Source organism: Chryseobacterium sp. PvR013 (assembly GCF_017833095.1).
Taxonomy (GTDB): domain Bacteria; phylum Bacteroidota; class Bacteroidia; order Flavobacteriales; family Weeksellaceae; genus Chryseobacterium; species Chryseobacterium culicis_A.
The window spans coordinates 1,226,038-1,239,239 of record NZ_JAFIBT010000001.1 but is presented as its reverse complement, the minus strand read 5'-3'; the positions used below and the strand labels follow the sequence as shown (position 1 = coordinate 1,239,239).

The 13,202-nt window shown below is 37.1% G+C and carries 8 protein-coding genes and 1 pseudogene; 7 read left to right on the top strand and 2 right to left on the bottom strand.

All coding sequences use genetic code 11. The features are described 5' to 3' along the window. Position 1 precedes the first annotated feature (1 nt). On the bottom strand, positions 2-2,311 hold the full coding sequence (locus JOE44_RS05625) for a TonB-dependent siderophore receptor (protein WP_245169717.1): 2,310 nt from the start codon (positions 2,309-2,311) through the stop codon (positions 2-4). Positions 2,312-2,443: 132 nt separating this feature from the next. Beyond that, a complete protein-coding gene (locus JOE44_RS05620) occupies positions 2,444-2,797 on the bottom strand; it encodes a hypothetical protein (protein WP_209784711.1) in 354 nt (117 codons plus the stop codon). A 427-nt stretch (positions 2,798-3,224) separates the two neighbouring features. Here JOE44_RS05620 and JOE44_RS05615 point away from each other — a divergent pair, with 427 nt between their 5' ends. The 7 genes and pseudogenes from JOE44_RS05615 to JOE44_RS05590 all read left to right on the top strand — a co-directional run bounded on the left by JOE44_RS05615 (position 3,225) and on the right by JOE44_RS05590 (position 13,198). Beyond that, positions 3,225-3,665 (top strand): lysozyme, encoded by a 441-nt coding sequence (locus JOE44_RS05615; protein WP_209784710.1) that lies wholly within the window; start codon positions 3,225-3,227, stop codon positions 3,663-3,665. Positions 3,666-3,964: 299 nt separating this feature from the next. Then, a pseudogene (locus JOE44_RS25105) lies at positions 3,965-4,171 on the top strand (MBL fold metallo-hydrolase); the annotation flags it as partial. A gap of 286 nt (positions 4,172-4,457) precedes the next feature. Continuing rightward, positions 4,458-5,777 carry an aspartate kinase gene (locus JOE44_RS05610; RefSeq protein WP_209784709.1) on the top strand — a complete coding sequence of 440 codons (1,320 nt, stop codon included), beginning with the start codon at positions 4,458-4,460 and terminating at the stop codon, positions 5,775-5,777. A gap of 772 nt (positions 5,778-6,549) precedes the next feature. Continuing rightward, positions 6,550-7,275, top strand: coding sequence for an NUDIX domain-containing protein (locus tag JOE44_RS05605; RefSeq protein ID WP_077415954.1), 726 nt, complete (start codon positions 6,550-6,552; stop codon positions 7,273-7,275). Positions 7,276-7,289: 14 nt separating this feature from the next. After that, the gene (locus JOE44_RS05600; RefSeq protein ID WP_077415956.1) at positions 7,290-8,774 is read left to right on the top strand and encodes an FGGY family carbohydrate kinase; all 1,485 of its coding nucleotides are present in this window, start codon (positions 7,290-7,292) and stop codon (positions 8,772-8,774) included. A 107-nt stretch (positions 8,775-8,881) separates the two neighbouring features. After that, positions 8,882-10,210: a xylose isomerase gene (gene xylA / locus JOE44_RS05595; protein WP_209784708.1), complete on the top strand. Its 1,329-nt coding sequence runs from the start codon at positions 8,882-8,884 to the stop codon at positions 10,208-10,210. Positions 10,211-10,303: 93 nt separating this feature from the next. Beyond that, positions 10,304-13,198: a SusC/RagA family TonB-linked outer membrane protein gene (locus JOE44_RS05590; RefSeq protein ID WP_209784707.1), complete on the top strand. Its 2,895-nt coding sequence runs from the start codon at positions 10,304-10,306 to the stop codon at positions 13,196-13,198. Positions 13,199-13,202: the final 4 nt, after the last annotated feature.

Here is a 13,202-nt window from a genome sequence, read left to right as displayed (position 1 = left end):
ATTAAAATTTGTAAGTAGCGGTTAGTAAATAATTTCTTGGAGTTCCCGGAAATAGCCTTAGATAGTTCTGAGCTCCGATCCAGTAGACTTTGTTGGTGATATTATTCAGATTAAAAACAAGCTGAACAGTCTTTGCCGGAGTGTAATACAATGCAGCATCTATCGTAGTATATTCGGGAAGTTCAAAACTTCTTGTGAACCATGGAACTTTAGAACTCTGGTAAAGCATTCCTGCTCCAATTCCAAAGTCTTTTATCAGTTCAATATTTGAAAAATTGTAGCGTGTCCAGATATTGACGGAATTTTTAGAAGTATTTTCTTTTCTTTTTCCCACAAGGTCCAGATGGGTATCATCCAATATTTTTGCATCAATATAACTGTAGCCTCCGTAAATATGCCATTGAGGGAGAATATGTCCGGAAAACTCGGCTTCAAATCCGCGGCTTTGGTCGGCACCACGCTGTATAAGCTCATCAGGTTCTGAAGGATTATTGGCATTGATGATAAGATTTCTTTGGTTGATCTCATACACTGCAAGATTCAGAGAGATTCTGCCAAAAAGCTGTGTTTTGATTCCCAGTTCTTTAAGATCTGAGGTTAAAGGTTTAAATCTCGCTGCAGATCCTGTAAGACCGGAGGTATTAGGCATCAATGTTACCGTATTGGACTGAGGTTGATATCCGGTAAGGAAAGTCCCATACAGATTGATGTTATCCGTTATGCTGTAGGTAATACCGAACCTGTACAGAAGTTTGTTGTTTTGAAATGAAGATTCGTTGGATTCTTTGAAATTAGTGATGTCCTGAAACCATTCATGGCGTATCCCTGATAATATTTTAAACTTCTTCCAGGTAAAAAGATGCTGGATATAAGCCGCATGAGTAGTGGTAAGAGCAGAAGGCAGAGGCGTAATCACATTAAGGGTATTAAAATCCGTACCCTGATAATTTTCCGCTCCCGGGTTCAGATCAAACGGAGTGACATTCGGTTTAGGAATGAGTGTCCCATTGTAATTGACAGTCTGATACTCTGAAGCTTTTGCAGGATTGTAGGATGAAACCACAGAGCCATTCTTTAAAAGAAAACCTCTTGCTGTATTCTGCTGCCCGCCTTTACGTTTTTCCCAAATCTGACTGTCATAGCCAATTAAAGCCTGATGCTGAACAGAACCTGTTTTGAATTTAAAATTAAAATAAGCATTAATATTGTCTGTTGCCCAATTTTGTTTTCTTTGCACAAACTGCATCATGGCAAGGCTGGAAACCGGTTTGTTATCCATATCGGGAACAAAAGAATTGGTAGTTCTGTGTTCCTGAAGGTTTTCTCTCCAGTATTGCTTCATATAAGAAGCGTTGAAGCTGATGGATGGGTTAAAATGATGGGCAACACTTCCCATTATAATAAGTTCTCTGGTTTTAAAGAAATCATCGGGTGCTCCAAGGTTTAATGTTCTTGGAGTACTGTATAAATCTGTTTTTCCTGCAACCGCCCCGAAAATAGGCTGACCTCTGTCCAGATTTCCATAAAGATCATTGAAAATCATTTCTACATTCACTGATGTTTTTTCATTGGGAACAAAGGTGATTGAAGGAGAGATCAGAATACCGCTGTTCTTGACATAATCCCTGAATGAATGGGCATTCTGGTAAGCTCCGTTAAAACGATATAATAAGGTCTTACTCTTATTCAAAGGGCCTGTAAGATCTGTTGTGACACGGTAAGTATCAAAGCTGCCTCCTGATAAACTGATCTCATGACGAGGATTAGACAAGGGTTTTTTCGTGACCATATTGATGGTTCCTCCGGGATCCACACTGGACATGGTAATACTTGCCGGACCTTTGAAAATTTCTACACGTTCTATATTGGAAGTCATCGGCTGCAAAAAGTAATATTGCCTTGTCCGCATTCCATTGATGATCTGTCCTTCTTCATTTTGGCTGATTCCCCGAATGTTATATTGGTTATAATAGCTGGAAGGAGAAACTCCGTTCACATTTTTCATAACATCTCCAAGCTGGAAGGCCTGGCGGTCGGTGATCAGTTCTTTGGTAACGGTATTAAGCGTTAAAGGCAGATCTTTATTTTTCATAGCAATCTTAGTGGCGGCAAAAGAGTAGTCGGAAGTATAATCTTTAGACTTTCTTCCGATGATCTCAACGGTTTGTACCACTGTAGATAAAGAATCTTCAGAATGCGACTGGGCATACAAAAATGATGATGAGGTGAGGAAACTTACGCTGAAAAGTTTCACAGAATTCAGGGAAATACAATGAATTATTCCCAAATAATTACAATTATTGGTAGTCATGAAAAGGGATGTACGGGCGATGAAAATGCCCATTAATAAAAGGATATCCTTAATTGTGTGAAGACACAGGTATCCACGGAATAACAGTACAGACTTATAGAATCTGTATACGGGAAATGAAGGCAGCGTATATTAAGCTACCGCGAAAAATGCAGATGGGGGAGCTCTGGAGCTGAAGAAGTCAAGAAGACAACGATATGAAATGGCTTTAGGTTGTGGCATTTCGTTATCATTGGTTGTATCAATAGCAAAATCCATATCCAAAGGCTCAGGGAGAAGAATATTATTCATGTGCATATGTAGAGCACACTGACATTCGTCGTCCTGGGAAAAAGTAAGGATTTTCTCTTCTTTTGAACCTTTTTTATAGATCACTTTACTCTTGGCGTGTTGAGCATGATCAAGACATGTACTTACCCCGCTGACATTCGAAACAAATATCAGAAGTAAAGAGAAAACAAAAAAGACTCTGAGAAATTTTTGCATAATAGAAAAGCAAATGTACAATTTAATTTGATATAAATGGAATGATGAGTGAAAAGCAGCAACTATTTTCCTAACATATATTGATTTTAAGGATACGCAGATCCATGACAATCTCAATGATGGTTTTTATCAGCGATATGATTCAGATCATACTTCGGCATATAAACACTTATTATATTTGGGCATTGAAAATTTCATATTTCTGACAAATTACAGTATACCTTCCGGTGATTCGGGAGGTTTTTTTGTTTTTATATTCAGTTTATAAGTGCAGCCTCAATAAGTTCCGATAATGAGCAAATTCAACAAAATGTTCGCTATAATCTACTTAAAAAGAGATTTATAATACCAGAATTAAAAATGGGTGTTTTTCCTCACTGTCTTGGGATTTACAATTTTAATTTTGCTGAACAAAAAAACGAAATAAATGAAAACATCACAAAAAGGAATCAATCTGATTGTATCATTTGAAGGCTTCAGCGCTAAGCCCTATCTGGATTCTGCAGGAATTCCGACAATAGGATATGGCAATACTTACTATTCTGGAGGAAAGAAAGTAACCATGAAAGATCCTGAAATCACAAAAGAAAAAGGCGCTGAATTATTTGTGGCAGTCTTACCAACTTATGAAAAAATTGTGAATTCAAAAGTAAAAGTGGATTTAACGCAGAATCAATTTGATGCTCTTGTATCTCACACTTACAATACCGGAGGATCTGACACTTTGTTTTCTTTAATTAATAGAAAAGCAGCGGATTCTGAAATTAAAGATTGGTTTATAAAACGATATATTACTGCTGGAGGGAAAGTTTTAAATGGATTAATCCGGAGAAGAAAGGCGGAGGCTGATTTGTTTTTTTCTAAATAAATAATTCCCCACTATTAGGTGGGGAATAGCTTATCAATAAAGTTCGTAATTCCTATTGTAATAAAATAATGATAATAACAGAGAAACACTATCTATGAATAAACTCAATTGGATTATTATCATGAATTTTACTTTCTTTGATTTTAATATCTAAATCTTTTAGAAATTTTTGCTGTTCTTCATTAGTCTTAAAGATTATCACCTGTAAAAGCTTTTTTTCTATATATTTCTAAGTCGCTTTCTTTAGATATTTTTTCGTATTCATTTAAAGAAATTTGCCTCACATCTTTATACATGTGGCAACAAATATCAATTTGCTTACCACAGCAGTTGGTTTGAGGCTTCCACCCGGTATATTTCCATCAGATCAAAAGCAAAATATCCAATCGCTCGAGAAGTTAGCAAAACTTAATCCTGCTATTATCTGCTTTGTTCATGGCCCCGTTATGCGAAATACTGATCGGGAGTTTGAAAAATTTGTAGAGAACTACAGCGTTTCTGGTTAAAAATACAACATAATGAAATTGCTTGCGTTTTATTGTTCCCATCTGAAAACTCATGATGAGAATCTTAAATTTAACTCGTACTTTTTTATAAAGATTAACAAAAAAATGTATATTTGCCCAGCAAAAAAAGAAAATGATATTATCTAACTTAAAAAAAGGAAAGAAACAGTACTTACGTCCAACGTCGTGAGTCATTTTCCTATTGGTTAGAAATTAAATAAAAAAGGAGCTTGTCATCACGACAGGCTCTTTTTTTTATTGATAAAAATTAACAATTAATCTTATTATGAAAGTATTGAAATTTGGAGGGACCTCAGTAGGAAGTCCGGAACGTATCGAACAATTATTACCAATAATCAGATCTCAGCAATCAGATAAACATCTGGTGGTTTTGTCAGCTGTTTCAGGTACGACAAATGATTTGGTGAAATTATCTGAGCTATATGAAAACAAAGATATTGAAGCAGCCTACAAGCATATTGATGGACTGGAGCAAAAATATATAAAATTTGTAAATGAGTTGTTTAAAACTGAAAAAGGAATTTTGGAAGCTTTAGCTTTTATTGACAAGGTTTTTGATCTTTTTTATCAGTTCAAACATAAAAATTTTTCTTCTACAGCGGAACGTATTATTCTTGCACAAGGTGAGATTATTTCAACCACCCTTTTTCATTTATACTTAAAGGAAAAAGAAGTTTCTTCTGTATTATTATCAGCATTAGATTTTATGGTAATTGATGAAGATAAGGAACCCAATATTGATAAAATAAGAAAACAGGCAGCTGTTGAAATTGCAAAATATCAGGAAGATACTTTATTTATTACCCAAGGGTATATATGCAGAAATGCTCAGGGTGAAATTGATAATCTGCAAAGGGGAGGTTCTGATTATACTGCTTCCTTGCTGGGAGCAGCATTGCAGACAGAAGAAATTCAAATCTGGACAGATATTGATGGTTTTCATAATAACGATCCGAGATATGTACAGAATACAAAATCTATAGCCAGACTTAGCTTTGATGAAGCAGCTGAACTATCGTATTTTGGGGCTAAAATTCTTCATCCCCAAAGTGTGTTTCCTGCCAGAAAATATAATGTTCCTGTAAGGTTATTAGATACCATGAATCCATCTGCCGTTGGAACATTGATTTCTGGGGAGGCTACCAATCAAAATCAAATTGTGGCAATCGCTGCTAAAGATGGAATCACGGCTATCCGTATTCAATCTTCACGTATGCTGATGGCCTATGGTTTTTTGAGAAAGGTTTTTGAAATTTTTGAACGATACAAAACACCTATAGATATGATAACAACTTCTGAAGTAGCTGTTTCTCTTACTATTGATCACACGGATAATCTTTCTGAAATTATAAGAGAACTAAACACCTTTTCAGCTGTTGAAATTGATAGTGAGCAATCTATTATATGTATTGTAGGTGATTTCAGGAAAAATAATCACGGATATGCAACTATTGTCTCTGAAGCAGTGAAGCATATTCCAATACGAATGATTTCCTACGGAGGAAGTGAAAATAATATTTCATTATTAGTTCCTTCAGTCTTTAAGGTAGAAGCTTTGAGATCACTGCATAACAGGCTGTTTTAGAAAAATAGATAGGTAGTGAAGAAGATAAAAATACTATAAAATTTAATTCAACTTAGCGATCTCAAAATGTACCACAAAAATCGAAATTTCTTTAAACGGTGATGTATATGGCACAGGCATTGTTAATGTTAAAAGAAGTTTTGAAGAGAAAACTTGTTTAACACCACATCACTCTACTTATAATTCATTTTGAACTTTTACCTCCCTATTGACACGGGAGGTTTTTTTATGTTATAAAAATATCCAAGACTATCTCTAACCTCTTTATCTGCGATTGTAGTTTAAAATTTATATTATTGAGAATGTATTCATGAAATTTTCAAATAAGCCGTTGATTATATTCCGGTTTTCATGTTTACATTATGATATCATATTCCTGTTTAAGTTGATCGTTTCGTAATTATTTGCAGTTAGAGTGTAAAAAATGGTAATAGAAAACAATGATTTGCTTCTTTTTTAATAATAAAAAGTGTGCTTTTTACATTTTTTTTTCGTGCAAAATGAAAAAAAAATTAATTCTTCTTATCATAATATTTATTCAAAAAAAAATAATCTTTTTAGACGTATTGTAAAATTGCAATTGATTGTGAATTCATGTTTTATGAAATTACTAAGTGTAAAATTAATGATAACCTTATCATATTTTTTATACAATTGATATCATAAAAATTCGATATGTAATTGGTTGATAAGCAGTAGATAATGGTGGATTTATTTTTTTTATTCAGATGAATTTTTATATTTGTAATGTTACCAAAATGTTAACAAACTAATGAATCAGAACTTTATCCATACCTATGTCTCTGTAGATTGTGTTGTCTTTGGATTCGACCATGAAAACCGGTTGAATATATTACTGGTACAACGCCATGTTGATGATGTACCGTTGGAAAAACAGATCAAACTTCCCGGAAGTTTAATTTTCAGCGACGAGGATGTAGATGATGCTGCACAAAGAGTACTTCATGAACTGACAGGGATAAAAAAAATGGTGCTCAAACAATTTAAGTGTTTTGCAGATCCGATGAGAGCAAGCAATGCGCATGATATCAAATGGATGGATCAGGAATATAAACATCATATAGACAGGATTATTACAGTGGCTTATCTTTCTCTTTGTAAAATAGATCACAAGATCAACAGTACAAAATATGAAACCGTAGACTGGTATCCTGTTGATGAAGTTCCGGTATTGCCTTTTGATCATAACAAAATTATCACTGAATCTTTAATGGAGATCAGAAAATGGATTGAATCTGATTTCTCCATCATATTTGAGCTGCTGCCAAAAAGATTCACCATAAGACAGCTCTATCAGCTTTACAGTGCTTTGAATGAAAAAAATATTGATATTAAGAATTTTCATAAAAAAATATCTTCATTCCCCTATATCGTTCCTCTGGACGAAATTCAGAAAGATGTATCTCACCGTGCAGCAAGGTATTACAGATTTGATGCAAAGATCTACAAGAAAAACAATACAAAACTTATAAAATAACCCTTTTAAAAATTATGTACTTACTAGGCTATGACATTGGCAGTTCTTCTGTGAAAGTGTGTCTCATTGAGGCGTCCAGCGGAAAAGTGATTGCTTCTGAATTTTCTCCCAAAAAAGAGATGAAAATCACTGCTATAAATCCAGGATGGGCAGAACAAAATCCGGTAGACTGGTGGACTAATCTGAAATTAGCGCATGAAGCTGTTATGCATGAATCCGGAGTACATGCTGAAGATATAAAAGGAATCGGAATTACCTGGCAGATGCATGGGCTGATTCTGGTAGACAAAGATCAGAATCTTTTAAGACCATCGATTATCTGGTGTGACAGCCGTGCTGTTCCTTACGGTGAAAAGGCTTTCAAAACAATAGGAGAAGAGAAATGTCTTTCTCATCTTTTAAACTCACCGGGAAATTTTACCGCATCAAAGCTTGCCTGGGTAAAAGAAAACGAGCCTGAAATTTTTGAAAAGATAGATAAAATCATGCTTCCGGGAGACTATATTGCCATGAGACTTTCCGGACAGATAGGAATAACAATTGAGGGACTGTCAGAAGGAATCTTCTGGGATTTTAAAAACAACTGTATTTCGGAAGATATTATCAACCACTATGAGATCCCGAAAAGCTTTTTCCCGGAAATTGTACCCACTTTTGGCATCCAGGCAACAGTTTCAAGGGTAGCAGCTGAAGAATTAGGTCTGAAAGAAGGTACCCCTATTTCATACAGAGCAGGAGACCAGCCCAACAATGCGCTTTCCCTGAATGTCTTTAACCCGGGAGAAATTGCCTCCACAGCAGGAACTTCAGGAGTGGTTTATGGAGTTCTGGACCAGCTTGAATATGATAAATTATCAAGGGTCAATACATTTGCCCATGTCAATTACACACCGGAACAGATCAGACTGGGAGTTTTACTTTGTATCAACGGAACAGGAATTTTAAACTCCTGGCTGAAACATAATTTCGCTACCTCACTTTCTTCTTATGGTGATATGAATGATATGGCTTCACTTTCACCTATTGGCTCAAAAGGGTTAAGCATTATTCCTTTTGGAAACGGAGCTGAAAGAGTGCTGGAAAATAAGGATACTAGCTGTTCAATTCACGGAATTAACTTCAATATTCATTCAAAAGGTGATATTCTTCGCGCAGCACAGGAAGGTATTGTATTCTCGTACGAATACGGAATGGATATCATGAGAAATATAGGTATGGATATCCAGGTGATCCGTGCAGGAAATGCCAACATGTTTTTAAGTTCAATCTTTCGCCAGTCACTGTCCAGTGTCAGCAATGCGGTCATTGAACTTTATGATACCGATGGAGCGGTAGGAGCGGCAAGAGCTGCCGGAATGGGAATAGGATTTTATGCAGATTCCAGAGAAGCATTTTCTTCACTTGAACAGATAGCAGTAATAGAACCTGAACACGAAAAACAAGAACAATATTTAGAAGCCTATGGCAGATGGAAACATCATCTTAACGAAATAATCTAGAACAAATTCAACAGCATTTTTCATCCTCTTACTGACTTTTAGGAATCAGTGAGAAGGGAATCTCTACGCAAAAATTAAAAAAATAAATTAAAAATAATCAAATAAATATGAACACTTTAACAGGTACAAAAGAGTTTTTTACAGGTATTGAAAAAATTAAGTTTGAAGGGAAGGAAAGCAAGAACCCGTTGGCATTCCGCTATTATGATGCTGAAAAGATCGTGCTGGGAAAACCGATGAAAGACTGGACCAGATTTGCGATGGCATGGTGGCATACCCTATGTGCAAACGGAAGCGATCCATTCGGAGGACCTACCATTCACCACCCTTGGGATATCGGAAATGATCCGGTAACAAGAGCAATGCACAAAATGGATGCAGGCTTTGAATTTATGTCTAAAATGGGCTTTAGCTACTACTGCTTCCATGATATCGATCTGGTAGATCCTGCCAGTAACTGGAAAGACTACGAGAAAAATATGCAGACTATAGTGGAATACGCAAAACAAAAGCAGCAGGAAACAGGAATTAAGCTTTTATGGGGAACAGCCAACGTTTTCACTCATGAAAGATACATGAATGGAGCCTCTACCAATCCCAACTTTGATGTAGTAGCTTGCGCAGGAACTCAGGTGAAAAATTCAATAGATGCTACGATAGCGCTTGGTGGTGAAAACTATGTCTTCTGGGGTGGAAGAGAAGGATATATGAGCCTTTTAAATACCGATATGAAGCGTGAAAAGGATCACCTTGCTCGTTTCCTTTCCATGTCAAGAGACTATGCACGCCAACAAGGTTTTAAAGGAACTTTCCTGATTGAGCCTAAGCCTATGGAACCTACCAAGCATCAGTATGATTATGATTCTGAAACCGTAATAGGCTTTCTGAGACATTATGGGTTAGATAAAGATTTCAAATTGAATATCGAAGTGAATCACGCTACATTGGCAGGACATACATTCGAACATGAGCTTCAGGTTGCAGTAGATGCAGGACTTTTAGGAAGTATTGATGCCAACAGAGGAGATTATCAGAACGGCTGGGATACGGATCAGTTCCCGATTGATTATTATGATATGGTTCAGGCATGGCTTGTTCTGCTTCCTGCAGGAGGTCTGGGAACAGGAGGGGTGAACTTTGATGCTAAAATCAGAAGAAATTCTATTGATGCCGAAGATTTATTCATTTCTCACATTTCCGGAATGGATGTTTTCGCTAAAGGTCTTCTTGCAGCGGCTGATATTCTTGAAAATTCAGATTACAAAAAGCTGAAAACAAACCGCTATGCTTCTTTTGATAATGGAAATGGAAAAGCATTTGAGGAAGGTTCACTTACATTGGAAGATCTTCAGAGAATCGCTCACGAAATCGGCGAACCACAGCCAAAAAGCGGAAAACAGGAATTGTTTGAAGCGATCGTGAATATGTATATATAATTAAAAATAAAAGGCTTATCAACACTAAGGATTTTTATACACAATAATTATTAAAGAGCCTTTTATTCAACAACTAATACTAAAATAATAATTATGAACCGATTTTATTTCAATAAAAGCAATAGAGCTGCACTGTTTTTTGCAATGACTTTATTGCCTTGCGGCATAGCATATTCACAGGTTAAGAAAGATACAGTAGCTAAAGAAAATAAAATAGATGAAGTTGTTGTGATAGGATATGGAACCCAGAGAAAAGAAGCTGTGACAGGTTCTGTAGCCACTGTAAAAGGAGATGCCCTGCGTGAAGTACCCTCTGCCAACATTACCCAGGCATTACAGGGAAGAACGGCGGGGGTAGATATCTCGCAAACCTCCACTAAACCGGGTGCTGCTATGCAGATCCGTATCAGGGGAACACGATCTCTTACAGGCGATAACAACCCGTTGATCGTATTGGATGGTATTCCTTTTGTGGGATCACTGGGAGATATAAGCTCAAGTGATATCAAAAGTATTGACATCCTGAAAGATGCTTCTGCTACAGCAATTTACGGATCCAGAGGAGCAAACGGTGTTATCCTTGTTACTACCAACAGAGGAGCAAAAGGGCAGAGACCCAAATTCAGTTACAACACCTTTACGGGAGTTCAGACCTTATTTTCAAAATATCCGATGATGGATGGTCCTCAGTTTGCAAAGTTACGTTCTTATGCAATTCCTGCAGGAAATACAACCCCTTTGTATTCTAACGGAGCTGATGAAAATAACGGCGTCAATACAGACTGGCAAAGCCTGTACTATAAGCCGGCGATGATGACCAGTCATGATATTGGGGTTTCAGGCGGGACAGATGGGGGAAATTATAATGTGGGGCTGTCATACTTCAAACAAAATGCTTTAATCCCAATTCAAAGTTATGAAAGATTTGCTCTGCGAATGGCCATTGACCAGCAGGTAGGATCTATCTTTAAGTTCGGTTTTACAACCAATACCAATTATTCAGTTTCGGAAGGAAACGGAGTAAATCCGGGAGCTGTTTTAGGTTATTCTCCTATTGCTAACCCTTACAATCCGGACGGAACTCCGAAAAGAGTCATGAGCACAGCGGGCGGTATCGATCAGACATGGATTTATACAAGGGGAAGCTTGGGAAGCCTGGGAGATAAATATATCGACGAGACCAAGGCATTTGCATCCTATAACAATCTTTATGGGGAAGCCAGCCTTCCGATCAAAGGACTCAAATACAGATTAAATGTAGGGTTGGATTACCGTACCTCAAACAGTGGAAATTACTCAGGTGTAGGAGTCTTTAACACAAACCCTTTGGGGCCTTCAGCGGCAGGAAGAGGAAATAATCAGACGTATCATTGGGTATTGGAAAACCTTTTAACCTATGACCGTACATTTGGTAAGCATAAAGTAAATGCTGTAGCATTATATTCGGCAGAACAGAATAAGTATACAAGCTCATACATGAGTGCAAAGAATGTCCCTGCAGACTTTTTCCAGTATTACAACCTAGGGCAGTCGCCTCAGGCTGATATTACTGTAAGACCAGAAGACCAAATTTATTGGAAAACCGGCCTGCTTTCAGCCATGGGAAGAATTATGTATACGTATGATAACAAGTATATGCTAACCGCAACACTTCGGGCTGACGGATCATCAAGGCTTGCTCCGGGCAACAAATGGCATACTTATCCTGCATTATCATTAGGATGGAATGTCACCAATGAATCCTTCATGCAGAATGTCAAAGTCATCAATCTCCTTAAATTCAGAGCCGGATGGGGACAGACTTCCAATCAGGCAGTAGATCCATATTCTACAATGGGAAGATTTAACGTTGCTCCTTATAACTACGGAAGTGCAGGAAGTACAGGGATCTATGGAAATCAACCACCTAATCCAAGTCTTGGTTGGGAGTATTCAAAAACACAAAACTATGGAGTAGATTTCGGGATTTTGAACAACCGCCTTACGGGGAGTGTGGAATATTACAAAACCCATACCTATGATTTGTTGACACAGAAAAGTCTTCCTGCGACAAGCGGATGGTCATCCATTGTTTCCAATGTAGCAGAAACAGAAAATAAAGGAGTTGAAGTTTCTTTAAACGGGGTTATTTTTGATAATCCGGATGGATTTACCTGGGAAGCAGGAGTTAATTTCTATACCAATAAAAACAAAATTTTATCGCTTGCTTCAGGAACAGAACGTGACGTCAATAACTTATGGTTTGTAGGGCATAATATTAATTCATTATATGATTATCAATACATCGGTCTTTGGCAGGCTGGCGATCCTTATCAGAACATTCTTGAGCCGGGAACTGCTGCAGATGTTGTAGGATCTATCAAAGTTCTTTACACCGGAGGTTACAATGCTGACGGAACACCGGTAAGAGCAATTGGTCCGGATGACAGACAGATCTTTGATACTGCTCCGAAATTCCAGGGAGGATTCAATATGCGCTTTGCCTACAAAAATTTTGAGCTAAGCACAGTAGGAGCTTTTCAGCACGGGGGAATTCTGGTAAGTACCATCTATGGATCTGCAAGTTATCTTAACAGATTAACGGGAAGAGGAAATAACGTAGATGTTGATTATTGGACAGAAGATAATACTGGGGCTTATTTTCCTCGTCCGGGACGCCATCTGAGTGGTGACAATCCAAAATATTCTTCTACTTTAGCCATGTTTGATGCTTCTTACCTTAAGCTTCGTACCATTACATTAGGTTATAATGTCAATAAAGACTTTTTAAAGGATCTGAAAATTACCAGCTTAAGAATTTACTTTACGGTAACCAATCCCGTTGTATTATTTTCTCCTTATCATAAGTTCTCAGGAATGGATCCGGAGCCAAACTCTTTCGGAAATGAAAATCAGGCAGTAAGCGGATATCAAAACCGACAGCTTGTTATAGGAACCAATAACCCTTCCACAAGAAATTACTTAATGGGACTTAACTTAACCTTTTAAAACT

Excerpts from the sequence above, each read along its gene's own strand:
- xylA (WP_209784708.1), top strand. The coding sequence starts at position 8,882 with ATGAACACTTTAACAGGTACAAAAGAGTTTTTTACAGGTATTGAAAAA.
- JOE44_RS05605 (WP_077415954.1), top strand. The coding sequence starts at position 6,550 with ATGAATCAGAACTTTATCCATACCTATGTCTCTGTAGATTGTGTTGTC.
- JOE44_RS05620 (WP_209784711.1), bottom strand. The coding sequence starts at position 2,797 with ATGCAAAAATTTCTCAGAGTCTTTTTTGTTTTCTCTTTACTTCTGATA.
- JOE44_RS05600 (WP_077415956.1), top strand. The coding sequence starts at position 7,290 with ATGTACTTACTAGGCTATGACATTGGCAGTTCTTCTGTGAAAGTGTGT.
- JOE44_RS05590 (WP_209784707.1), top strand. The coding sequence starts at position 10,304 with ATGAACCGATTTTATTTCAATAAAAGCAATAGAGCTGCACTGTTTTTT.
- JOE44_RS05625 (WP_245169717.1), bottom strand. The coding sequence starts at position 2,311 with ATGACTACCAATAATTGTAATTATTTGGGAATAATTCATTGTATTTCC.
- JOE44_RS05615 (WP_209784710.1), top strand. The coding sequence starts at position 3,225 with ATGAAAACATCACAAAAAGGAATCAATCTGATTGTATCATTTGAAGGC.
- JOE44_RS05610 (WP_209784709.1), top strand. The coding sequence starts at position 4,458 with ATGAAAGTATTGAAATTTGGAGGGACCTCAGTAGGAAGTCCGGAACGT.